This is a genomic window from Plantactinospora siamensis, assembly GCF_042434095.1.
In the GTDB taxonomy this organism is placed as follows: domain Bacteria; phylum Actinomycetota; class Actinomycetes; order Mycobacteriales; family Micromonosporaceae; genus KBS50.
Window position 1 is genome coordinate 519,950 of the sequence record NZ_JBHLUE010000004.1, and the last position, 22,629, is coordinate 542,578.

Annotated in this window: 17 protein-coding genes, 1 pseudogene and 1 riboswitch; of the genes and pseudogenes, 6 read left to right on the plus strand and 12 right to left on the minus strand. The window is 72.9% G+C overall.

Annotation, left to right across the window (positions count from 1 at the left end):
- Positions 1-23: 23 nt before the first annotated feature.
- A complete protein-coding gene (locus ACFFHU_RS07280; protein WP_377336908.1) occupies positions 24-941 on the minus strand; it encodes a LysR family transcriptional regulator in 918 nt (305 codons plus the stop codon).
- Positions 942-1,011: 70 nt separating this feature from the next.
- Here ACFFHU_RS07280 and ACFFHU_RS07285 point away from each other — a divergent pair, with 70 nt between their 5' ends.
- On the plus strand, positions 1,012-1,899 hold the full coding sequence (locus ACFFHU_RS07285) for a dihydrodipicolinate synthase family protein (protein ID WP_377336909.1): 888 nt from the start codon (positions 1,012-1,014) through the stop codon (positions 1,897-1,899).
- A gap of 45 nt (positions 1,900-1,944) precedes the next feature.
- On the opposite strand, the gene ACFFHU_RS07290 is transcribed toward ACFFHU_RS07285, so the two are convergent.
- From ACFFHU_RS07290 to ACFFHU_RS07305, 4 genes are all read right to left on the minus strand, one after another.
- Positions 1,945-4,512, minus strand: coding sequence for a glycoside hydrolase family 2 protein (locus tag ACFFHU_RS07290; RefSeq protein ID WP_377336910.1), 2,568 nt, complete (start codon positions 4,510-4,512; stop codon positions 1,945-1,947).
- Positions 4,509-5,354: a carbohydrate ABC transporter permease gene (locus ACFFHU_RS07295; protein ID WP_377337275.1), complete on the minus strand. Its 846-nt coding sequence runs from the start codon at positions 5,352-5,354 to the stop codon at positions 4,509-4,511. The genes ACFFHU_RS07290 and ACFFHU_RS07295 overlap by 4 nt, the downstream gene beginning before the upstream one ends.
- 74 nt (positions 5,355-5,428) lie before the next feature.
- A complete protein-coding gene (locus ACFFHU_RS07300) occupies positions 5,429-6,457 on the minus strand; it encodes a carbohydrate ABC transporter permease (protein ID WP_377336911.1) in 1,029 nt (342 codons plus the stop codon).
- A 152-nt stretch (positions 6,458-6,609) separates the two neighbouring features.
- Positions 6,610-7,887, minus strand: a complete 1,278-nt coding sequence (locus ACFFHU_RS07305) for an ABC transporter substrate-binding protein (protein WP_377336912.1) — start codon at positions 7,885-7,887, stop codon at positions 6,610-6,612.
- A gap of 370 nt (positions 7,888-8,257) precedes the next feature.
- Between ACFFHU_RS07305 and ACFFHU_RS07310 the strand changes: the two genes are divergently transcribed.
- The 3 genes and pseudogenes from ACFFHU_RS07310 to ACFFHU_RS07320 form a co-directional block, all read left to right on the plus strand.
- Positions 8,258-9,277, plus strand: coding sequence for a LacI family DNA-binding transcriptional regulator (locus ACFFHU_RS07310; RefSeq protein WP_377336913.1), 1,020 nt, complete (start codon positions 8,258-8,260; stop codon positions 9,275-9,277).
- A gap of 62 nt (positions 9,278-9,339) precedes the next feature.
- Positions 9,340-9,424, plus strand: a riboswitch (ZMP/ZTP riboswitch).
- A 130-nt stretch (positions 9,425-9,554) separates the two neighbouring features.
- Positions 9,555-10,823, plus strand: coding sequence for a serine hydroxymethyltransferase (gene glyA, locus ACFFHU_RS07315; protein ID WP_377336915.1), 1,269 nt, complete (start codon positions 9,555-9,557; stop codon positions 10,821-10,823).
- Between the two features lie 128 nt (positions 10,824-10,951).
- Positions 10,952-11,323: pseudogene (locus ACFFHU_RS07320) on the plus strand (PH domain-containing protein); the annotation flags it as partial.
- A gap of 188 nt (positions 11,324-11,511) precedes the next feature.
- On the opposite strand, the gene ACFFHU_RS07325 reads toward ACFFHU_RS07320, so the two are convergent.
- Positions 11,512-12,438, minus strand: coding sequence for a 2-hydroxyacid dehydrogenase (locus ACFFHU_RS07325; protein ID WP_377336916.1), 927 nt, complete (start codon positions 12,436-12,438; stop codon positions 11,512-11,514).
- Between the two features lie 110 nt (positions 12,439-12,548).
- The gene (gene abmR / locus ACFFHU_RS07330; RefSeq protein ID WP_377336917.1) at positions 12,549-13,103 is read right to left on the minus strand and encodes an ATP-binding transcription factor AbmR; all 555 of its coding nucleotides are present in this window, start codon (positions 13,101-13,103) and stop codon (positions 12,549-12,551) included.
- A gap of 151 nt (positions 13,104-13,254) precedes the next feature.
- Between abmR and ACFFHU_RS07335 the strand changes: the two genes are divergently transcribed.
- Positions 13,255-14,454 carry a PQQ-dependent sugar dehydrogenase gene (locus tag ACFFHU_RS07335; protein ID WP_377336918.1) on the plus strand — a complete coding sequence of 400 codons (1,200 nt, stop codon included), beginning with the start codon at positions 13,255-13,257 and terminating at the stop codon, positions 14,452-14,454.
- A gap of 183 nt (positions 14,455-14,637) precedes the next feature.
- A complete protein-coding gene (locus ACFFHU_RS07340) occupies positions 14,638-16,224 on the plus strand; it encodes a metallophosphoesterase family protein (RefSeq protein WP_377337276.1) in 1,587 nt (528 codons plus the stop codon).
- Positions 16,225-16,327: 103 nt separating this feature from the next.
- Here the strand turns inward: ACFFHU_RS07340 and ACFFHU_RS07345 are convergent, their stop codons facing one another.
- The 5 genes from ACFFHU_RS07345 to ACFFHU_RS07365 form a co-directional block, all read right to left on the minus strand.
- Positions 16,328-16,615, minus strand: coding sequence for a hypothetical protein (locus tag ACFFHU_RS07345; protein WP_377336919.1), 288 nt, complete (start codon positions 16,613-16,615; stop codon positions 16,328-16,330).
- 189 nt (positions 16,616-16,804) lie between these two features.
- Positions 16,805-18,304: an Asp-tRNA(Asn)/Glu-tRNA(Gln) amidotransferase subunit GatB gene (gatB, locus tag ACFFHU_RS07350; protein WP_377336920.1), complete on the minus strand. Its 1,500-nt coding sequence runs from the start codon at positions 18,302-18,304 to the stop codon at positions 16,805-16,807.
- 13 nt (positions 18,305-18,317) lie between these two features.
- Positions 18,318-19,811, minus strand: coding sequence for an Asp-tRNA(Asn)/Glu-tRNA(Gln) amidotransferase subunit GatA (gene gatA, locus ACFFHU_RS07355; RefSeq protein ID WP_377336921.1), 1,494 nt, complete (start codon positions 19,809-19,811; stop codon positions 18,318-18,320).
- A complete protein-coding gene (gatC, locus tag ACFFHU_RS07360) occupies positions 19,808-20,113 on the minus strand; it encodes an Asp-tRNA(Asn)/Glu-tRNA(Gln) amidotransferase subunit GatC (protein ID WP_377336922.1) in 306 nt (101 codons plus the stop codon). Before gatC ends, gatA begins: the two co-directional genes overlap by 4 nt.
- 211 nt (positions 20,114-20,324) lie before the next feature.
- Entirely contained in the window at positions 20,325-22,481 is a 2,157-nt protein-coding gene (locus tag ACFFHU_RS07365) for a putative bifunctional diguanylate cyclase/phosphodiesterase (RefSeq protein WP_377336923.1), read from the minus strand.
- Between the last annotated feature and the right edge of the window lie 148 nt (positions 22,482-22,629).

The window sequence follows — 22,629 nt, forward strand, 5'->3', positions numbered from 1 at the left end:
GCGATCGTGAAGTCCCGTACACCCTATCCAAGGACCGGAAAACCAAGATCTGCGGTGCTGCGCCGGACCGCCGCGATCCCCGCCGCCACCGCCGGGTGGTCGGCCCCACCCCGGCGGTACGTCAGGGCCGTTCGCCGGCGCAGGGCCAGCGGGACGAGGCGTACCCCGTCCGGCGGGCGTCCGGCGGCGAGCTGCGGCACCAGCGCCACCCCCTGGCCCGCCGCCACCAGCGCGAGCACCGTGCCGAAGTCGTCGGCGTGGTGCCGGATCCGCGGCGCGTACCCGGCGGCCCGGCAGGCGTGCAGCGTCACCGCGTGGCAGAGCGTGCCGGGGGTGCCGGCGATCCAGCCGGCCTCCCGGAACCCGGCCACCGGATCCGGCGGATCCGGGTCGGCGTCCGGCGGACCGTCGGTCGGGACGGCCAGGTGAACGGTCTCGTCCAGCAGGGGCTGCGCCGCCAGGGCCGGATCCGGCTCGGCCGGCACGACGTCGTAGTCGTGCACGAGCGCGAGGTCGAGCCGCCGGTCCCGGACCGCGTCCGGCACGTCGACCGGGTCCAGCTCGGTCAGCTCCAGGTCGAGCCCCGGATGGTCCCGGGCCAGCGCCACGAGCGCGGCCGGCAGCAGCGTCCGGGCCGCGCTCGGAAACGCCCCGATGCGCAGCGTTCCGGACAGCCCCGCCTGGGCGGCGGCCAGGGCCGCATCGGCCCGTTCGAGAGCGGCCAGCACCTCCTCGGCGTGCCGGACCAGGGTGACGGCCGCGGCGGTCAGCGCCACCCGTCGCCCGCTGCGGCCCAGCAGCGGCACTCCGGCCTCCCGTTCCAGGACGCTGAGCTGCTGCGACACCGCCGAGGGTGTGTACGCGCGCGCCTGCGCGACCGCGGCGATCGTGCCAAGCCGGCCCAGGTCGCGCAGCAGGAGCAGGCGACGGACGTCAAGCATCAGCTCAGCTTACGCATCAGGCAAGAAGGCCGAACTGGACCTGGAGCTTCGTGGCGCCGAGGCTGGACCCATGACACCCGATGGGCTGCACGTGCCGCTGGTCACCCCGTTCGACGCCGCCGGATCGGTCGATCCGGACGCGCTCGCCGGCCTCGCCCGGGACGTCCTCACGGCCGGAGCCGCCGGCGTGGTGGCGCTCGGCACCACCGGCGAGCCGTCCGCGCTCACCCGTCCCGAGCGGGACACCGTGTTGGAGACCGTGTCGCGGGTCTGCGCCGAGCGCTCCGCCGGCCTGCTCGTCGGGGCCAACACCGAGGCGGAGCTGCGGGACCTGGCCGGCCGGCCGGCGGTGACCGGCGCGCTCACCCTGGTCCCCCCGTTCCTCCGGCCGGGCGCGGCGGCCACGGTGGCCCACCTCGGCCGGCTGGCCGCGATCAGCCCGGTGCCGATGATCGTCTACCACATCCCGTACCGCACCGGGCAGCCGCTGCCGGTGACCGCGCTGCGGGACCTGGCCGGCACGCCGAACATCGCCGGCATCAAGCTGGCCGTGGGCGGCATCGATGCGGACACCGTGGCGCTGCTGGCCGACGTACCCCCGGATTTCGCGGTGCTGGGCGGCGACGACGTGTTCGTGTCGGCGCTGCTGGCCCTCGGCGGGCATGGCGCGATCCTGGCCTCGGCGCACCTGGCCACGGCCGGGTTCGCCGAGCTGGTCGACGCGTGGCGGGCCGGCGACGCCCGCCACGGGCGGGCCCTGGGCGGCCCGCTCGCGGCGCTGTCGGCGGCGCTGTTCGCCGAGCCCAACCCCGCGGTGGTCAAGGCCGTCCTGCACGCGCAGGGCCGGATCCCGACCCCCGCGGTACGTCCGCCCCTGCTTCCCGCGGCACCGGAAAGCCTGGCCGCGGCCTTGCGCTGCCTGGCGGCCGCCACCCCCGCCTCGGCCGCGAGCGGTTAAGAAGGGGCCCCTGCTATACAAAAAGCGATAAGAAGGGGCCCTTCCTTACCGGATGTCGTTGATGCAGCGCAGGACGGGGCGGGTGACCAGGGCGGCGGGGTCGAGGGTGGCCGATGTGGACACCGTGAAGGTGGCGGTCTCCCCGGGCAGCAGCGTGCGCAGCGCATCGTCCACGGTGGCGCCCGGGTCGAGCCGGTCGGGCAGCAGGGTGAGATCCCGCAGCAGGGTACGGGCGTTCACCCGGACCCGGTAGCCGCCGGTGACCCGGTCCACCTCGGCCGTGTAGTCGGCCACCGGCCACTCCAGGTCGCGGTCCTCGGCAAAGAACCACAGCGCCCGCTCGGCGTCGCCGGCCTCGCCCCGCCGGGCCGCGCCGGCGCTCTCCGCGTCGGCCAGCAGCAGCTCGTTGCGCGGGCGCTCCGGATCCGCCAGGTCCGTGGGCACCGGCAGCGCCACGGCCGAGTACGCGGGCACCCGTGCCGGCAGCGACGCCTTGGCTCGCGGCTCCCCGTCCAGGGTGAGCCGGACCAGGGCCACCTCGGCGGCCCACGGCGTCGCGGTCTCGTTGACCGCCACCACCACCAGCCCACCCTCGTGCGGTTGCACGGTGAGCAGCCGGTCGGCGTACGAGCGGCGCAGCGCATACCACAGCGGCTTGCGCCGGCCGTCCCCGTCCACGGCGGACCACGAGGTCACCGGCCAGCAGTCGTTGAGCTGCCACATGATGGTGCCCATGCACACCGGCCGGTGCGCCCGGAAGTGCTCGATCCCGCACGCCACCGCGCGGGCCTGGACCACCTGGGTGAGATAGTGCCAGTCGTCGAAGTCCCGCGGCGCCGGCAGGTGCGCGTCCAGCCCCCGCTGGAGCTTCCGGTCGCCGTCGATGGCCTTCTGGTGGTGCGCCATCCCGGGCGAGTCGTGCGCCAGCGGCTCGTCCGACAGGGCCCGCCGCAGCGTGGCGTACGCCGGCGGCGCCTGCCAGCCGAACTCGGCCGCGAACCGCGGCACGTACTGGCGGTATTTGGTGTAGTCGTCGTCGTTCCACACGTCCCAGATGTGCATGGTGCCGTGTCCGGGATCGTTGGGGTGCAGGTCCGCGCGGCCGGACCACGGGCTGCCCGGCCAGTACGGCACCGTCGGGTCCAGCTCGGCCACGATGCCCGGCAGCAGGTCCAGGTAGTAGCCCTCGCCCCAGCTGCGGCCGGCCAGGGGCGCCCGCCAGTCCCAGTCGTGGAATCCCCAGATGTTCTCGTTGCAGCCGGTCCACAGCACCAGGCTCGGGTGCCCGGCAAGCCGGGCCACCTGCTCGCGGGCCTCCGCCGCCACCTCCGCCGGGAACGGGCCCTCCTCCGGGTACGCCGCGCAGGCGAAGAGGAAGTCCTGCTGCACCAGCAGGCCGAGCGAGTCGGCGAGGTCGTAGAAGTCGTCCGACTCGTACCGGCCGCCGCCCCAGACCCGCAGCAGGTTCAGGTTGGCCCCGACGGCCTGGTCGAGCCGGCGCGCGTACCGCTCCCGGGTCACCCGGGTCGGGAACGCGTCGTCGGGGATCCAGTTGGCGCCCCGGACGAAGACCGGTCGCCCGTTGACCACGAGGGTGAACGGCGTACCGAGGGCGTCCGGGGTGGTCTCCAGGCTGACCGTGCGGAACCCGATCAGCCGGTCCACCCGGTCCAGCTCGCCGCTGCCGCCGCCGCCGGCGTCGGCGTCAGCGGCGGCGTCGGGGTCGGCGTCTGGGTCGGCGTCAGCGGCGTCGGCGTCGGTGTCGTGCAGGGTGACGGCCAGCGGGTAGCGCGGCTGCCCGCCGTACCCGCGCGGCCACCACAGCTCGGGATCGGCCACCGTGAGGTCGAGCACGGCCGTGCGCTCCCCGGCCGGCACCGTCACGGCGGCCTCGGCCGGGCCGTCCGGCGCGCCGGTGAGGGCCGCGGCCACCCGGACCGGCCCGTCGCCCGCCCGGTCCAGCCGGACGTGTACGGCCACCCGGCCCCGGCCCTCTTCGACGGTGACCAGCGGGCGGACCTCGGCCAGCCGCGCGGTGTCCCAGCAGTGCACCGAGATCGGCTGCCAGATCCCGGCCGTGACCAGGTTCGGTCCCCAGTCCCAGCCGAAGTTGCAGGCCATCTTGCGGATGAAGTTGAACGGCTCCGGGTAGGCGTTCGGCCGGTCGCCGAGGCGGTCGCGCATGGCCTCGGCATAGCGGTAGGCCGAGCCGAAGCGCACTCGCAGCACGTTCCGGCCAGGCCGCAGCGTCGCCCGGACGTCGTACCGCCAGCCCCGGTGCATGTTGGCGGTACGACCCAGCTCGACGTCGTTGAGCAGCACGGTGGCCACGGTGTCCAGCCCGGCGCAGACCAGGTCGACCCGCTCGGTGTCGGCGCCCGCCCAGTCGAAGCTGGTCTCGTACGTCCAGTCGGTGCGCCCGATCCAGGACAGCGCCGTCTCGTTGGCGTCCAGGTAGGGGTCCGGGATCAGACCGGCCGCGAGCAGATCGGTGTGCACGCAGCCCGGCACGGTCGCCGGCACCGCCACCCCGATCAGCTCGGCCGGTACGTCCGGACCGGGCTCCGCGCGCAGCGTCCATCCGTCGTGCAGCGGCCGGACGGACGCCGTCACGCCTTCACCGCGCCTTCCATGATGCCGCGGACGATCTGCCGGCCGCCGATGCCGAGCAGGACCAGCAGCGGCAGGGTGGCCACGAACGCGCCGGCCAGCACCCGGCGGTAGATGACGTAGTTGCCGCTGGCCAGGTCGGAGATGGCCACCATCGAGGTCGGGAAGTCCGAGCCGTTCAGCGTGATCAGCGGCCACTGAAAGTCGTTCCAGGTGGCCACGAAGGTGAGCAGGCCGAGCACGGCCAGCGCCGGGCGGATCGCCGGGATCACGAGACTCCAGTACAGCCGCATCGTGGTGGCGCCGTCCATCCGACCGGACTCGATCAGCTCGTCCGGCACGGCGTTGAGGATGAACTGCCGCATGTAGAACACCCCGAACGCGGTGACCAGGTTGGGCGCGATCACCGCGAGCAGGGTGCCGTTCCAGCCGAGCTTGCCCATCACGATGTACAGGGCCACGATGCCGAGCTGGCTGGGCACGGTGAGGGTGAGCACCACGAACAGCATCAGCGCGTTGCTGCCCCGGAACCGCAGCTTGGCGAAGGCGAAGCCGGCCAGCGAGCAGAAGAACAGCATCGAGAGGGTCACCACGGACGACACGATGAGGCTGTTGATCAGCGAGGCCGCGAAGTAGACGTCCTGCATCGTGAAGACCTCGTGCAGGTTCACGAAGAACTGGTTGCCCGGTACGACGGCCGGCGGCGTCTTCGTGAGCGCCTCGTCGGTGCTGGTGGCGATCACGAACATCCAGTAGATCGGGAACGCCGAGAAGAGCACGATGAGCGCGAGCAGCAGGTACGTCTTGATGCTGCCCGGGGTGTCCTGTGGCGCCCGGCCCAGCAGGGCGGCGCGGCGGCCGCGCGGCGCCGCGGTCGGGGCGGCGGAGTGCCGGGCGGTGTGTGCGGCGGTGCTGGCGGTCACCGTCGTCCTCCTCCGATGCGATTGGTGAGCAGGGCGTTCAGGCCGGTGAGCAGCAGCACGATGACGAACAACGCCATCGCCATGGCGGCCGCGTAGCCGAGGTTGAGGTCCTTCCAGCCGACCTTGTAGATGAGCTGGCCGATGGTCTGCCACTCGCCGTTCGGGCCGCCCGTGGCGCTCTGCGAGTTGAGGTCGAACAGCATCGGCTCGGTGAAGAGCTGCAGGCCGCCGATCGTGGACAGCACCACGGTGAACAGCACCACCGGGCGGATCATCGGGACGGTGATCTGCCAGAGCTGGCGGCTGGGCCCCGCGCCGTCGATGGCCGAGGCCTCGTAGACGTCCCGCGGGATGGACTGCATGGCCGCCAGGTAGAGCAGGGCGTTGTAGCCGATCCACTTCCAGTTGACCATCGTGGCGATGGCGATCCAGGAGTGCAGCTTGTCGGCCCGCCAGTCGATCGGATGGTCGGCGCCGCCGATCCCGACCAACCCCAACACCCAGTTCGCGATGCCGTAGTCGCGGGAGACGATCGTGCTGAACACCATCGTGGAGGCCGTGATGGGGGTGACGTAGGGCAGCAGCACGCCGACCCGCCACCAGGACTGCCCGCGCAGCCTGCGGTTCAGCACCGAGGCCACCACGAGCGCGATGATCAGCTGCGGCACCGTGGAGAGCACGAAGATGCCCAGGGTGTTGTAGAGGGCGTTCCAGAAGTCGGAGTCGCCGAACAGCTTGGTGAAGTTCTCCGTACCGGCCCAACCGGTCTTGGTCGGGTCGTCCAGACGCCAGTTCCGGAACGCGACGATCGCGTTGAAGATCAGCGGGAAGACCCCGAACACCGCGAACAGCAGGAAGAACGGGGCGATCATGACGTACGGCATGTAGCGCATGTCGAAGCGGAGCAGCCGGTTGCGCAGGTTGGACCGCTGCGGCACGGGCGCCCGGCCGACGGCCGGCGGCCCGCCGGGGCGGCCGGCCCGCTGGCCGCCGAACGGGGCCGGCTGGGTGCGGGTGGTGGACATCAGGTCTTCTCCTCGGACGGATGGCCGGGACGGCGGAACCAAGGCGGTGGCGGGCGGACCGGGACCGGACCGCCCCCGTGGCGATCCGGTCCCGGTGCGGCCCCGGCGGGCGCCGTCCCGCGGCCCCGGATCGGGGCCGCGGGACCGCAACCTCAGCTCGACGCCGCCTTCTGCGCCTGCTTGACGGCCTCCGCCCAGGCGGCGTCCGGCTTGAGCGAGCCGTTCTGCACCCGGGTGAGCACGTTCTCCACGGCCACCCGCGTCGGGCCGGCCTTCTTGCCCAGGTACTGCGGCTGCAGGCCCTGCGCCATCTTCGGGAAGATCTGCCCGACCGGGGCGTTGCTGAAGAACGGGTTCTTGAAGTCGGCGATCGCCGGGTCGGTGTAGAGCGCCGGCTGCGAGGGCAGGTTGCCGACCGACTTGAAGATCTCGATCTGCTGCTCCGGCTGGACCAGCCACTCCAGCAGCTTGTACGCCTCGTCGACGTGCTTGCCCTGCTTGGGGATGGTCAGCCAGGAGCCGCCCCAGTTGCCGCCGCCGCCGGGAACGGCCGCGATGTCCCACTTGCCCTTGGTGGACGGCGCGGTGTCCTTGATGTGCCCGAGCATCCAGGCCGGGCAGGCCAGCACGGCGAACTTGTTGCCCAGGAAGCCCTTGTCCCAGTCGGCCTGGAAGCTGGCCAGGTTGGCCGAGAGGCCCGCCTGGACGGCCTTCACGCTGTAGTCGAAGGCGACCTTCGGCCCGCCGTCCATCTGCAGCTGCTCGTTCTGGTCGTAGAAGCCGACCGGCTGCTGGGTGAGGATCGGGTTGAACATGTTCGACGCGGCGTCGATGAACTTCTTGTGGGTCTTGTTGGTGTACTGCTTGCCGACGTCGATGAACTTGTCCCAGTCGGGCCAGAGCGCTGAGACCTGGTCCCGCTCGGTGGGCAGGCCGGCCTCCTTGAACAGGTCGGTCCGGTAGCACATGGCCAGGCCGCCGACGTCGGTGCCGAGGCCGATCTGCGCCTTGCCGTCCGGCGACATCGAGTTCTTCCACTTCCACGGCAGGTACTTGCTCTCGTACGAGCCGGCGCCCTTGTCGAGGAGGTTGACGAACTTGTCGGCCTGCGAGCGGAACTGCACGATGAAGCCCTCGTCGATCGCCGCGATGTCCGGCGCGCCGGAGCCGGCGATCAGCTTCTTCTGCAGGTCCTCGTGCTGGGCGTTGTATTCGCCCGTGTTCAGCTCGATCTTGACGTTGGGGTGCGCGGCCTCGTACTTGGTCTTGAGATCCGTCAGGCCGAAGTCCCCCCAGAACGCGATCTTCAGGGTGACCTGGGAGCTGTCACCGCTGGAGGTCGTGCTTTTGCCACTGCACGCGGCGACCATGGTGGTCGCCACCAGCCCCACCGCGGCCACCCGCAGCCATCTGGGCAAAGACCGTCTCATTTGCCAATCCTCCGAGCACAATGTGGGAACGCTCCCATGATCGAGGAACGTCGACTGAACCGGGTAAGTGAAAGCCACCGTAAGTGGGGTGACAAGGTGTGTCAATAAGCGAGCGATCCCGTAGCCGAGCCGTGACCTACGCCGAAATTTGCCGAAGCGGTTGGCCCGTTTTCATCATCTTTACCGTTACATGGAGCGCTCCCACCCACTTCCAACGTTGTATAGGAATTCCCGCCGCGAGCATCGGGACCACTATGCTTAACCGTGCAAGTAGTGAGCGCCTCCGGCCGGCCCCGCCGACCGGTAAGGTGCCAACCCCCGGGCCATCCTTACCTCGGTCCGGGGAGAACGACCGATCCGAAGGAGCGCGGTGAAGCGGCCCACGATCGCCGACGTGGCCCGGCGGGCCGGGGTGTCCAAGGGGGCCGTCTCGTACGCCCTCAACGGTCAGCCCGGCGTCTCGGCCGCGACCCGGCAACGCATTCTCGCGATCGCCGAGGAGATCGGCTTCAACCCGAACAGCGCCGCCCGGGCGCTCTCCGGGGCCAGCGCCCGGGCCGTCGGGCTCGCGCTGTCCCGGCCGGCCCGGATCCTCGGCATCGAGCCGTTCTTCATGGAGCTCATCAGCGGCGTCGAGGCCGAGCTGTCGTCCCGCGGCTACGCGCTCACCCTGCAGGTGGTGGCCGACCCCGAGGCCGAGGTGGCGGTATATCGGCGCTGGTGGGGCGAGCGCCGGGTGGACGGGGTCTTCGTCTGCGACCTGCGCGCCGACGACCGGCGGGTGCCGATGCTGGAGGAGCTGGACCTGCCGGCCGTGGTCATCGGCGGCCCCGGGCACACCGGCGCGCTGCCGCACGTCTGGTCCGACGACGCCGCGGCCGTGACCGAGACGCTCGAATACCTCATCGCCCTGGGACACCGCCGGATCGCCCGGGTCGGCGGCCTGCCCGGGCTGCTGCACACGGAGCTCCGCACGTCGGCCTTCCAGCGCGTCTGCGAGCGCCCCGAGGTGCGCTGGTCGCTCAGCGTGCCCTCGGACTACAGCGGCGAGGACGGCGCCCGGGTCACCCGCCGGCTGCTCAGCGCCCCCGAACGACCCACCGCGATCATGTACGACAACGACGTGATGGCGATCGCCGGCCTGGCCGTGGCCCAGGAGATGGGTCTGGCCGTGCCCGGCGAACTGTCCATCGTGGCCTGGGACGACTCGCCGCTGTGCCAACTCGTGCACCCGGCCCTCACCGCGCTCAGCCGGGACATTCCGGCGTACGGCGGGCACGCCGCCCGGCACCTGCTGGCGTTGATCCGCGGCGAGCAGGTCGGGGCGTACCAGGACGAGGGCGCGCACCTGACCCCGCGCGGCAGCACCGCTCCGCCGCGCGCCAGCTGAACCGGTCAAGCCCCTTCGCCGGCGCTGCGCTGCCGCTCCCCGGCCCGCTCGACGGGTAGCATCGACGTACTCGCGACTGGCGCCGTGAGGTGGAGAGAACCACCGGGGAGCGACCGGATGCGTGCGTCGCGCGCCTGGGCGTACGCGGAGGCCGACGGGCACCCGCCCGCCGGGGACCGTGGCTACCCGCACTGGCAGGATCCGGTGCGGTGAAGCAGCCGCTCCATTCCGCCGGTCGCGCTGGTGGCGGCCGCCGGACGAAGCCAGGAGGACGCTCGTGCACATACCACCGATTCCCAGCCTGACTGCGGCGGACCCGCAGCTGGCCGGCCTCGTCGAGGCCGAGGCGCAGCGCCAGCACGACAAGCTGCGGATGATCGCGTCGGAGAACTACGTGTCGGCGGCGGTGCTGGAGGCCAGCGGCACCGTGCTGACCAACAAATACTCGGAGGGCTACGCCGGGCGCCGCTACTACGAGGGCCAGCAGCTGATCGACCAGATCGAGACGCTGGCCATCGAGCGGGCCAAGGCGCTCTTCGGGGTGGATCACGCCAACGTCCAGCCATACTCGGGCTCGCCCGCCAACCTCGCGGTCTATCTGGCCTTCCTCTCCCCCGGCGACACCGTGCTGGGCATGTCGCTGCCGATGGGCGGGCACCTCACGCACGGCTGGTCCGTCTCGGCCACCGGCAAGTGGTTCAACTCCGTCCGCTACGGGGTGTCCCGGGAGACCGGGCGGATCGACCTCGACGAGGTCCGCGACGTGGCCCGCCGGGAACGCCCGAAGGTGATCTTCTGCGGCGGCACGGCCGTGCCGCGCACCATCGACTTCGCCGGCTTCGCCGAGATCGCCCGCGAGGTCGGCGCGGTGCTGGTGGCCGACATCGCGCACATCGCCGGTCTGGTGGCGGGCGGCGCGCACCCGTCGCCGGTCGGGCACGCCGACGTCGTCACCACCACCACCCACAAGACCCTGCGGGGCCCGCGCGGCGCGATGATCCTCAGCACCGCCGAGCACGCCTCGGCGATCGACAAGGCCGTGTTCCCGGGCCTGCAGGGCGGCCCGCACAACCACACCACAGCGGGCATCGCGGTGGCGCTGCGCGAGGCATCCGGGCCGGACTTCCGGGCCTACGCGGCGCAGATCGTGGCCAACGCCAAGGCGCTGGCCGCCGCGCTCGTCGAGCGGGGCTACGACCTGGTCTCCGGCGGCACGGACAACCACCTCATCCTCGCCGACCTCACCGGCCAGGGCATCGGCGGCAAGCCGGCGGCGCAGGCGCTGGACCGGGCCGGCATCGAGCTCAACTACAATACCGTGCCGTACGACCCGCGCAAGCCGTTCGACCCGTCCGGAATCCGGCTCGGCACCGCCGCGCTGACCACCCGCGGCCTCACCGAGGAGCAGATGCCGCAGGTGGCGGCCTGGATGGACGAGGCGATCGGCGCGGCCGTCAAGGACGACGAGAGCACGATCGAGCGGATCGCCGGCGAGGTCCGCGACCTGCTCGCCGGCTACCCCATGCCGGGCTACGCCACCGCCTGAGGGTGTAAGGAAGGGCCCCTTCTTATCGCTTTTTGTATAGGAAGGGGCCCTTCTTAACACCCGCGCTCCGGCGGCCCCGGCAGCGGGCCGCCGGCCCGGACCCGGCCGCCGGGTGCGAAAATCGGCGGGTGAGCTCCGCCGACACCGTCCGCTTCCGGCACAGCCAGACGATCTGGCTGGCCGCCCTGATCGCCTTCATCGGCGCGCTGCCGGTGGCGAGCCTGCGCTGGTATCTCGCGCCGATCCTGCTGGTGCCCCTGGCCATCGGGATCTGGGCCTGGCGGTCCGGCACCGACGCCGACCCCGCGGGGCTGCGGTTGCGCGCGCTGGTGGGCCAGCGTCGCATCCCGTGGCCAGACGTGGCCGAGTTCGGCGTCGACGAGCGAGGTCGGGTGACGGTCCGGCTGACCGACGGCGCCTCCGCCGCGCTGCCCGGCGTACGCCGGTCCGACCTGTCGCGCCTGATCGCCGCGAGCGGCCAGCCGCTGGACCCGGCGGCGGCCCCCGGCCCGGCCGCCACCGACACCCCCGCCTCGCCCGACAGCCCCGCCTCGCCCGACACCCCGGCCTCGCCCGACGCCCCGGCCTCGCCCGGCACACCGAGCCCGAGCCCCGGCACAGCGAGCCCGAGCCCCGGCACACCGGGCCCGAGCCCCGGCGCGGCCTCCCGCGGCCCGGGCTCGGCCGGTCAGTAGCCGCCCACCACCTCGTTCTCCAGGGGTTCCCCGGCAAGGAAGCGCCGCAGTTGCGCCCCGACCAGCCGGTACGCCCGGGGCAGCAGGCCGCGTACGGATCCGCCCACGTGTGGGGTGAGCAGCAGGCCGGGCACGTCCCACAGGGGGTGGCCGGCGGGCAGCGGCTCCGGGTCGGTCACGTCCAGCGCGGCCCGCAGCCGACCGGCGCTCAGCTCGGCCACCAGCGCGTCGGTGTCCGCAACCGGGCCGCGGGCCGCGTTCACCAGCAGCGCGCCGTCGTGCATCGACGCCAGGAACTTCCGGTCCACCATGCCGCGCGTCTCGTCGGTGAGCGGCACGATCAGCACCACGATGTCGGCGTGCGGCAGCAGCTCCGGCAGCTCCGCCACGCCGTGCACGCCCTGCTCCGGCCGGGCCGTCCGGGCCACCCGGGTGATCTCCACCTCGAATGGCCGGAGCCGTGCCTCGATGGCCGCGCCGATCGAGCCCGCGCCGACGAGCAGCACCCGCTTGCCGGCGAGCTCGTCCGTCGGCAGGTAGTCGAGGCTCGCCCACTCGTGCCGGGCCTGCGCCCGGGCGAACTCGTCGAACGCGCGCAGGTGGGCCAGGATCGCGGTGAGCACCCACTCCGAGGTGGACGTGTCGTGCACGCCGCGGGCGTCGCACAGGGTCACCCCGGCGGGCAGCCGGCCGGCCCAGGCGTCGGCGCCGGCCGAGAGCAGCTGTACGACGCGCAGGTCGGGCAGCTCCGCGGCGAGCCGTACCGCCGTGCCGGGCGCGAGGAACGGCGGCACCCAGAACTCGACGCCGGCGCGCTCCGCCGGCGGCTGCTGCGGGTCGGCCACAATCTCCACGCGTACGTCCGCGGGCAGCTCGCCGAGCAGCGACCGGCCCTCCTCGTGCGGGATCCAGATCTTCACGCTGGCCGACGATAGCCCTCCGGCGCCGCCGCCGGGCGGCCGGCCGACGCCGAACGGTTAGGAAGGGCCCCTTCCTATACGAAAAGCGATAACAAGGGGCCCTTCCTTCCTCAGGTGGTGGGGCCGCGGCGGCGGAGGTCCTCGACCGTGCCCATGGCGGTGCGCAGCTCACCGAGCCACTCCTGCGCGTGCTGGCCGACCAGCCGGACGCACCAGGCCAACGCCTCCGAGCGGGACCGCGCCACACCCGCGTCGACCAGGGTGTCGAGGACCCGGCGCTCCGGCTGGCGGAGCCGGGTCATCACCGGCGCCGACACGTTGGTGAACAACTCCTCCGTCTCGCCGCAGGCGGCGCCCCAGGCCACCTTCCGGCGGTAGCGGTGCTCGATCTGCCGGGCGATCCCGATCCGCCGGTCCCGGGTCTCCTCCCGGTGCTGGTTGATCCGCCCCGCCTCGGCGGCCGCCCGGTCCGCCGGCGTCGCCTCGGCCGCCAACTCCGGCTCGGGCAGCCGGCCGACAATGATGATCTCTTCGCGGTCCACCACGACCCGCGGTGGACCGTTGAACCAACCGTCCGGGACCGCCCCGGTGATCCAGGCCGCCGCGTCGTCCGCGGGCGGTGGCTCGTTCCGGCCACCCGCGACATCCCATCTCCGGTCTCGCATACCGCACCTCCATCGTACTGATTACATGATTACACCGTTTCACACGTTGCATCAAGGCCGATCTGAGCGGGCGCCGGAGCGGGGCTTCGGCGCCCGGCCGCGTACCGCGGGGAGATCCGCGACGCTGTGCCGGCGCGACTAGGCTGGGCCGGTGAGCCTTCGGACCACGTACCGGCACCGCGCCCGGGCCCGAGCGGCGGTCGCGCTGTGCGCGGCGGCCGTCCTCGCGGCCGGCGGTTGTTCCTTCGGCGAACCGAAGCCGGACCCGGCCGGGGAGCCGCCGCGCTTTCCCACCCCCACGGCCCCGGCCTCGACGCGGGGCGGCGGCACCGATCAGGAGGTGGCCGCCACGGTCCTCGCCACCGGCCTGAACGTGCCGTGGGCCATCGCGTTCCTGCCCGACGGCGGCGCCCTGGTCACCGAGCGGGACTCCGCGAAGATCCTCAAGGTCGGCCCCGAGTCCGGCCCGGACGGCCTCAAGGTCGCTACGGTGCAGACGGTCGAGGGAGTTGCGGCGGGTGGCGAGGGAGGTCTGCTCGGCATCGCCGTCTCACCGGAATACGAAAAGGACAAGGCGGTCTTCGTCTACTACTCCACCGACCGGGACAACCGGATCGCCCGACTCACCCTCGGTGGCCAGCCGACACCCATCCTCACCGGCATCCCGCGCTCCGGCGTCCACAACGGGGGTCGGCTCGCCTTCGGCCCGGACGGCTTCCTGTACGCGACCACCGGCGACGCCACCCAACGCGGCCTCGCGCAGGACCAGAAGAGCCTGGCCGGCAAGATCCTCCGGATCACCCCGGCCGGCAAGCCGGCGCCCGGCAACCCGTTCGCCAACTCGCCGGTGTGGTCGCTCGGGCACCGCAACGTGCAGGGGTTGGCCTGGGACGAGAACAGGCGCCTGTACGCCACCGAGTTCGGTCAGAACACCTGGGACGAGATCAACCGGATCGAGCCGGGGCACAACTATGGCTGGCCCGATGTCGAGGGCGGGGCGCCGGGTTCCGACCAGCCGGGCACCGACGCGAGGTTCAGCTACCCGCTGGTGCAGTGGCACACCGACGAGGCGTCCTGCTCCGGCGCGGCCATCATCGGGCGGCTGCTCGCGGCCGCGTGCCTCAAGGGTGAGCGGCTCTGGCTCATGGAACTGACCGCCGACGGCGGCGTGCTGGGCCAGCCCCGGGCCGTGCTGACCAACCGGTACGGGCGGCTGCGGGCCGCCGTGGCGGCGCCGGACGGTTCGCTCTGGATCTCCACCTCGAACAAGGACGGCCGGGGCCGGCCGAGGGCCGACGACGACCGACTGATCCGGCTGGTGTTCTCCGACGGCGGCGCGGGGCGCAGTTGAGCCCGCGACGCCGGCAGGTTTCCCAAGATCGGTGGGCGGGCAGGTCACCCTCTCGTGGCTGACGAGCGAAGGGACCCGGCGGCACCGCGCGACACGACCGCGGCGCGGCGCGACACCACCGCGGCGCGGCGCGCGGCGACCGCGGCAGCGGTACGGCGTGGCGCGACCGCGGCGGGCGGGGCGCTGACCACGGCGTGGCACGGCGGTCGCCGGGCCGCGACCTCGACCTGGGGTCGGCGGACCCGGATCGCCGCGGCCATCGTGGCGGTGAGCCTGGTCGGCGTGGTGCTCGGCACCCTGCTCGGCGGCCGGGTGGAGACCGACATCGGCCCGTTCCGCGCGCAGCTGGCGCTCAGCCCGTCCGCCAGCGGCGGCACCACGGTCCGCATCCCGCCGCTCGGCGCCCTCGAGTTCGACAGCCACGACGGGCCCACCCGGCTCACCGTGCAGCTCGGCGCCCTCGACCAGCGGCGTACCGAGGCGCTCATCAGCGACCCGGGCAACCTGGACCGGATCAGCAGCCTCGCCGTCCGGGACGTCAGCGAGGGCGCGGCCCGGCTGATCCTGCGGACCATCGGCGCGGCCCTGCTCGGGTCGCTGCTGCTGGCCGCCCTGGTCTTCCGGAACGTACGCCGGGTCGCCTGGTCGGGGGTGCTCTCGCTGGTCATCACCGGCGGCAGCCTCGGGCTGGCCGGGCTGACCCTGCACCCCCGGGCCCTGGAGGAGCCGCGCTACGAGGGCCTGCTGGTCAACGCGCCGGCCATCGTCGGCGATGCGCGGTCGATCGCCACGAACTATGGCAAGTACGCCGACCAGCTGCAACGGCTGGTCGGCAACGTGAGCAAGCTCTACACGACGCTCTCGGCGCTCCCGGTGTACGAGCCGTCCCCCGGCACCACGCGGGTGCTGCACATCTCGGACCTGCACCTCAACCCGTCCGCCTGGCAGGTCATCCGCACGGTGGTCGAGCAGTTCAACATCGACGTGGTCATCGACACCGGGGACATCACCGACTGGGGCAGCGAGCCGGAGGCCTCGTTCGTGAACTCCATCGGCCAGCTGAAGAAGCCGTACGTCTACATCCGCGGCAACCACGACTCCAGCGCCACGGCGGCGGCCGTGGCCAAGCAGCCCAACGCCACGGTCCTCGACCAGTCGCTCACCAAGGTCGCCGGGCTGACCATCGCCGGCGCCGGCGACCCGCGGTTCACCCCCGACAAGGAGACCTCGCCGGCCGGCTCGGGGCTCACCACGCAGGTCGCCGATCAGGTCATCACCACCGGGGAACGGCTGGCCGCCACGATCCGCTCGGCCGCGCCGCAGAAGGTGGACATCGCGCTGGTGCACGACCCGGCCTCCGCCGGTCCGCTCTCCGGGACCGTCCCGCTGGTGCTCTCCGGGCACGTGCACCACCGCGAGGTGCTGCGGCTTCCGCAGGTGGACGGCGAGCAACCGACCCAGCTCTTCGTGGAGGGGTCGACCGGCGGCGCCGGGCTGCGCGGCCTGGAGGGCGAGAAGCCCACCCCGCTGAGCATGTCGGTGCTCTACTTCGATCCGGGGCAGAAGCTCCAGGCGTACGACGACATCACGGTCGGCGGCACCGGCGAGGCGCAGGTGAGCCTCGAACGGCACATCATCACCAACCCGGCGGCGGGCGACCCGAAGGCCTCCGTGACGCCCACCCCGACCCGCGGCCCCACCCCGACGCCCACGGTGAGCCCGTCCAACTCCAGCGCCCCCGGCGCCCCGGTCCCGACCACCACCGGCTGATCCACGGTCCGTAGCCAGCGCGACCCGGCGGGGGCCGCGGGACGACCGTCAGCGTCGCCGCACCGCGGGGCGCGCCGCGGGCACGCGGGCCGCCGGGCGACCGTCAGCGGCCCATCGCCTCCACCGCGTCCTTGGCGGTCCGCAGGTCCGCGCCGGTTGCCTCCCGGTACGCCTTGATCGCCTGGATCTTGTCGCCCCGCGCAAGATGCTCCCGCACCCCGGGCAACTCCGCCCCGGGATCCTCGATTCCGAGGTGATTCATGACGAGATCGAGCCGGCGCTCGATCTCGCCCAGCCGCCACGCGGTGCCGTCCCGCCGACCCGACCCGGCCACCTGCATGAGCAACACCCCGAGAATGGCCAAGCTCACGGCCAAGAACGCGAAATCCATGCCGCTCATCCAAGCAGGTCCCCGCACGCAGCCCGGGACGGCAGCGCCGGGACGGCCCGGACCACCACGGGGGTTTCGCCGCAGCCCGCCCGCGTCGGGATCAAACCTCACCGCCCAGAGCGGGGGGCTTCGGCGAAACCCACCCACCCGACCGGCGAAGCCCCGTCGGACTGGCGCGGCGGGGCCCGCCTAGCCCTCGACGCCGAGGCGCTCCAGCACCATGTCGCGGACCGTCCGGGCGTCGGCCTGACCCCGGGTCGTCTTCATGACGGCGCCGACCAGCGCGCCGGCCGCGGCCACCTTGCCACCGCGTACCTTCGCGGCCACGTCCGGGTTGGCGGCGATGGCCTCGTCCACGGCCGCCGTGAGGGCGCCGGTGTCCGACACCACGCCGAGGCCGCGGTTCGACATGATCTCGGCGGGCGAGCCCTCGCCGGCCACCACGCCCTCGAGCACGGTACGGGCCAGCTTGTCGTTCAGCTTGCCCTCGTCGACCAGCCGCTGCAGCTCGGCCACCTGGGCCGGGGTGGCGCCCACGGCGGCCAGCTCGACACCGGTTTCGTTGGCCCGGCGGGACAGCTCGCCCAGCCACCACTTGCGGGCGCCGGCCGGGGTGGCGCCGGCCGCGATGGTCTGCTCGATCAGCTCGACCGCGCCGGCGTTGACCACCGACTGCATGTCGAGGTCGGAGAGCCCCCACCGCTCCTGCAGCCGCCGGCGGTGCACCCGGGGCAGCTCCGGCAGCGCCGCCTTCAACTCGGCCACCCAGCTCGGGTCCGGGGCCAGCGGCACCAGGTCCGGCTCGGGGAAGTAGCGGTAGTCGGTGGCGGTCTCCTTGGACCGGCCCGGCGTGGTGTCCCCGGTGTCCTCGTGGAAGTGCCGGGTCTCCTGGGTGATCCGGCCGCCCGCATCCAGCACCGACGCCTGGCGCAGCATCTCCGAGCGGACCGCGCGCTCCACCGAGCGCAGCGAGTTGACGTTCTTGGTCTCGGTGCGGGTGCCCCACTCCTCGCCGGGCCGGTTCAGCGACGTGTTCACGTCGCAGCGCAGCGAGCCCTCCTCCATCCGTACGTCGGAGACGCCGAGCGTGCGGATCACGTCCCGCAGCTCGGTGACGTACGCGCGGGCCACCACCGGAGCCAGCGTGCCGGTGCCGGGGATCGGCTTCGTGACGATCTCCACCAGCGGGATGCCGGCCCGGTTGTAGTCGACCAGCGATTCGGTGGCGCCGTGGATCCGGCCGGTGGCGCCGCCCACGTGCAGCGACTTGCCGGTGTCCTCCTCCAGGTGCACCCGCTCGATCTCGATCCGGACGAGTTCCCCGTCCACCTCGACGTCCAGGTAGCCGTCCACGCAGATCGGCTCGTCGTACTGGCTGATCTGGAAGTTCTTCGGCATGTCCGGGTAGAAGTAGTTCTTCCGGGCGAACCGGCACCAGCTGGCGATCGAGCAGTTGAGCGCCAGGCCGATCCGGATGATCGCCTCGATGGCAGCCTTGTTGGCCACCGGCAGCGAGCCGGGCAGGCCCAGGCAGACCGGGCAGACCCGGGTGTTCGGCTCGCCGCCGAAGTCGGTCGGGCAGCCGCAGAACATCTTGGTCCGGGTGCCCAGCTCGACGTGCGTCTCCAGGCCGATCACCGGCTCGTACCGCGCGACCACCTCGTCGTACGCGGGCAGTGTCGTCGTCATGGTTGCTCCTGCCTCACAGCGCCGGTGGGGTGAACGAGCCGACCGCGCTCTCCAGCGCCGCGGCGACCCGGTACATCCGGTCGTCGGCCATCGTCGGTGCCATCACCTGCAGGCCCACCGGCAGCCCCTCGGACAGGCCGCACGGGACCGAGATGGCCGGCCCGCCGTACAGGTTGCTCGGGATGGTGAACAGGTCGGCCAGATACATCTGGTACGGGTCGCTCGTGCGGGAGCCGAACGGGAACGCCACGAACGGGGTGGTGGGCGCGATCAGCGCGTCCACCCGCTCGAACGCGGCCGCGAAGTCCCGGCTGATCAGCGTGCGCACCTTCTGCGCCTGCCCGTAGTACGCCTCGTAGTAGCCGGAGGAGAGCGCGTACGTGCCGAGGATGATCCGGCGCTTGACCTCGGGGCCGAAGCCGGCGTCCCGGGTGAGCGACATGACCTCCTCGAGCGACCGGTTGCCGTCGTCGCCGACCCGCAACCCGAAGCGGACGCCGTCGAACCGGGCCAGGTTCGATGAGCACTCGCTCGGCGAGATGAGGTAGTACGCCGGCAGCGCGTACTCGAAGTGCGGGCAGGACACCTCGACCACCTCGGCGCCCAGCTTGGTGAGCGCGTCCACGGCGTCCCGGAACGCGGCCAGCACGCCCGGCTCGGCGCCCTCGCCGGAGAACTCGCGGACCAGCCCGAGCTTCACCCCGGTCAGGTCGCCCGCCGCGCCCGCGCGGGCCGCGGCCACCACGTCGGGCACCGGCTGCGGGATCGAGGTGGAGTCGCGGGGGTCGTGCCCGCCGATCACCTGGTGCAGGAGCGCCGCGTCCAGCACCGTCCGGGCGCACGGCCCGGGGGTGTCCAGCGACGAGGAGAAGGCCACCAGCCCGTACCGGGAGGTGCCGCCGTACGTCGGCTTGGCGCCGACCGTGCCGGTGACCGCGCCCGGTTGCCGGATCGACCCGCCGGTGTCCGAGCCGATGGCCAGCGGCGCCTCGTACGCGGCCAGCGCGGCCGAGCTGCCGCCGCCGGAGCCGCCCGGGATCCGGGTCAGGTCCCACGGGTTGCGGGTGGGGCCGTAGGCGGAGTATTCGGTCGACGAGCCCATCGCGAACTCGTCCATGTTGGTCTTGCCGAGCATCACCGTGCCGGCGTCACGCAGCCGCTGGACGATCGTGGCGTCGTACGGGGGGCGCCAGCCCTCGAGGATCTTCGAGCCGACGGTGGTCGGCACCCCGCGGGTGGTCAGCACGTCCTTCACCGCCACCGGCACCCCGGCCAGCGGGCCGAGCGGCTCGCCGGCCGACCGGCGCTCGTCCACGGCCCGGGCGGCGCGCTCGGCGCCCTCGGCGTCGACGTGCAGGAAGGCGTGCACCTGGTCGTCGACCGCGCCGATCCGGTCCAGGTGCGCGCGGGTCACCTCGATCGCCGACACCTCGCCGGCGGCCACCAGCCCGGCGATCCCGGCCGCCGACATCCTGGTCAGGTCGGTCTGCTCGCTGCGCTCGCTCATGATGCGGCCTCCTCGTCGAGGATCCGGGGCACCCGGAAGCGCTGCTGGTCGGCGTCCGGCGCGCCCGACAGGACCTCCTCGGGCGTCAGGCACGGCGTCACCACGTCGTCCCGCAACACGTTGGTCAGCGGCACGGAGTGCGAGGTGGGCGGGATGTCGGCGGCGGCGACCTGACCCACCCGGGCCACCGACTGCAGGATCACGTCGAGCTGGCCGGCGAACCTGTCCAGCTCCTCCTCCGTGACGGCGAGCCGCGACAGGCGCGCCAGGTGCGCGACCTCCTCGCGGGAGATGGCGGCCATCCGTATCCCCTTTTCGTGCCTCGACGGTGTACGTCCCCCGGCTCGCGTCCCGGGCCGGAACCGGGCACCGACACAGCCTCGCAGGCGCGCGGTGACCCGAGCGAGTCTATTTGTCACCGCGCGGTCGCCGGTCACCGCCTCCCCGAAAGGCGGCGGTGCCGCGGCGACCGGCGGGCGCGGCGGGTCTTCCGGGCGCCGGGGCTGCGGGAGCTCAGTTGACGTCGGCGCGGCCCTGGTCGACCCGGACGCCGCGGATGGAGGCGGTCGGCCACCGGTGCCGACCGGACCCCGGCTGCACGGGACCCGGTTGCAGGGGCCGGTAGCGGGATAGCCAGGTCGCCAGCTCGGCGGCCGGCATCGGCCGGGCGTAGAACCAGCCCTGGGCGACGTCGCAGCCGGCGGCGTGCAGCAGCCGCCAGGTCCGCTCGTCCTCCACGCCCTCGGCCACCACCCGCAGGCCCAGCGCGCCGGCCAGCTCGATCATCGAGCGGACGATGGCCGCGTCGTCCGCGTCGACCGCCATCCCGAGCACGAACGATCGGTCCACCTTCACCTCGGCCAGCGGCAGCCGGCGCAGGTGCTGCATGGACGAGTAGCCGGTGCCGAAGTCGTCGAGGGCGATGGCCACCCCGATCTTGTCGAGCCGGGAGATGGTGGCCAGCACCCGGCGCGGATCCGCCATCAGGGCGCCCTCGGTGATCTCCAGCTGGAGCTGCGACGGCGGCACGTTGAACCGGGCCAGCCGGTCGGCGATCTGGTCGGCGATCTCCCCGGTGTGCAGGTCCCGGACGCTGACGTTGACCGCGGCCCGCAGCTCGATGCCGGCCGCCGACCACTTGGCGATCTGCTCCACCACGTCGTCGACGACCCGGCGGGTGAGCAGGCGCATCACGGCGCTCTGCTCGGCCACCCGGATCAGCTCCTCGGGGTCCACCATGCCGCGCCGCGGGTGCCGCCAGCGCAGCAGCGCCTCCACCCCCACCACATCGCCGCTGGCGATCGCGATCTGCGGCTGGTAATACATGGTGATCTCGCCGACGTCATCCGCGGCGCCGGCGCTGCCCGGCGCCTCCAGCACCTGGCGCAGGTCGGCGAGCAGGCTGAGCCGCTCGGGCGAGTTGTGGTCGGACTCTGCCGCGTACACCGCCACCGTGTCCCCGCGATGCTTGGCGTCGTACATGGCCACGTCGGCGTGCCGCATCAGGGTCTCGAAGTCCCGACCGTGCTCCGGGTAGAGCGCGATCCCGATCGAGCCGCCCACGTCCAGCGGCAACCCGTCCAAGGCCACCGGCTCGGTGAGCGCCGCGGCCACCCCGTCGGCGATCTCCCGGGCCGCGTCGAGGCCGGCGAGCCGGCCCGACAGGATGGCGAACTCGTCCCCGCCGAGCCGGACCACCAGGTCGCCGGGCCGGACCGACGCGGTCAGCCGCCGGCCCACCTCCACCAGCAGCCGGTCGCCGACGGCATGCCCGAGCGCGTCGTTGACGTGCTTGAAGCGGTCCAGGTCCAGCAGCAACAGGGCCAGCCGGCCGGGCTCCCCCTTGGCCGCGCGCTCGGCGTGCAGGGAGATCTGCTCGGCCACCTCGTCCACCAGCGCCTTGCGGTTGGCCAGGCCGGTGAGCGGATCCAGCCGGGCCTGCCGTTCCTGCTCGCCGGAGAGCCGGGCCATCCGGGAGACCGCATAGAGCGGCACGATGATCAGCGGGATCAGCCCGGCGCTGACCCGGGCCGCGGCCATCAGCACCGGGCCGAGCAGCAGGAGGGAGCTGTTCGACACGGCCTCGAACGCGAACCCCTGCCGGAAGGCGCTCCACCAGCGCACCCCGAAGCGCATCCGCAGGGCGAGCGTGACCAGCCCGTAGCTGACCAGGAACCAGGCGGCGCCGGCCGCCGCCACGGCCAGCACGTCGGCCCAGGACACCGTGAATCCGGCGGCGAATCCACCCGGTACGGCGAGCCGGGCCACCTCGCGGGCCACCGCGAGCGCGCAGGCGTACTGCCCGGCGTTGAAGGCCGCCCGCCACACGGCGTGCCGCATCCGCCAGCTCGACACGGCCACCGCGAGGGTCTGCACCGCGACCGCCGGGCCGAGCCCCCAGCCGAGCAGGATGGCGAAGCTGAAGCAGATCGACGGGAAGACCGCCGGACTGGGTCGCTGGCCGGAGGGGGTGAACGGGTGCGCGTCGCCGGCCACCGCGAGGGCGGCCATCAGCCAGAACGCCGCCGGCAGGGCCGGCACCCGGCCGGGCAGGGCGGCGAGCGGCGCGGCGCAGACCGCCACGGCTACGGCGACCACCGTCCAGACGAAGCCGAAGAAGGTGGTGGCCCGTCCGGGGGGAACGGAGTTCCGCAACGACGCGGCCTCCATGGCACCTCCCGACGCGTGATCTTCCGTGGCGGGCGTCCCGCCGCACGCCGCTTCTCCATGAAACGCCGCCTTCCGGCAGTCTGACGCCCGACAGACGCGAAACGGACGTAGTCGTGACTAAGTTGGAATACACCACAACTCGCCGGAT

What these genes read in the sequence shown, in the direction of transcription:
- ACFFHU_RS07280 (WP_377336908.1), bottom strand. Translation starts at nt 941, where the DNA reads ATGCTTGACGTCCGTCGCCTGCTCCTGCTGCGCGACCTGGGCCGGCTT.
- ACFFHU_RS07285 (WP_377336909.1), top strand. Translation starts at nt 1,012, where the DNA reads ATGACACCCGATGGGCTGCACGTGCCGCTGGTCACCCCGTTCGACGCC.
- ACFFHU_RS07300 (WP_377336911.1), bottom strand. Translation starts at nt 6,457, where the DNA reads ATGTCCACCACCCGCACCCAGCCGGCCCCGTTCGGCGGCCAGCGGGCC.
- ACFFHU_RS07305 (WP_377336912.1), bottom strand. Translation starts at nt 7,887, where the DNA reads ATGAGACGGTCTTTGCCCAGATGGCTGCGGGTGGCCGCGGTGGGGCTG.
- abmR (WP_377336917.1), bottom strand. Translation starts at nt 13,103, where the DNA reads ATGCGAGACCGGAGATGGGATGTCGCGGGTGGCCGGAACGAGCCACCG.
- ACFFHU_RS07345 (WP_377336919.1), bottom strand. Translation starts at nt 16,615, where the DNA reads ATGGATTTCGCGTTCTTGGCCGTGAGCTTGGCCATTCTCGGGGTGTTG.
- gatB (WP_377336920.1), bottom strand. Translation starts at nt 18,304, where the DNA reads ATGACGACGACACTGCCCGCGTACGACGAGGTGGTCGCGCGGTACGAG.
- gatA (WP_377336921.1), bottom strand. Translation starts at nt 19,811, where the DNA reads ATGAGCGAGCGCAGCGAGCAGACCGACCTGACCAGGATGTCGGCGGCC.
- gatC (WP_377336922.1), bottom strand. Translation starts at nt 20,113, where the DNA reads ATGGCCGCCATCTCCCGCGAGGAGGTCGCGCACCTGGCGCGCCTGTCG.
- ACFFHU_RS07365 (WP_377336923.1), bottom strand. Translation starts at nt 22,481, where the DNA reads ATGGAGGCCGCGTCGTTGCGGAACTCCGTTCCCCCCGGACGGGCCACC.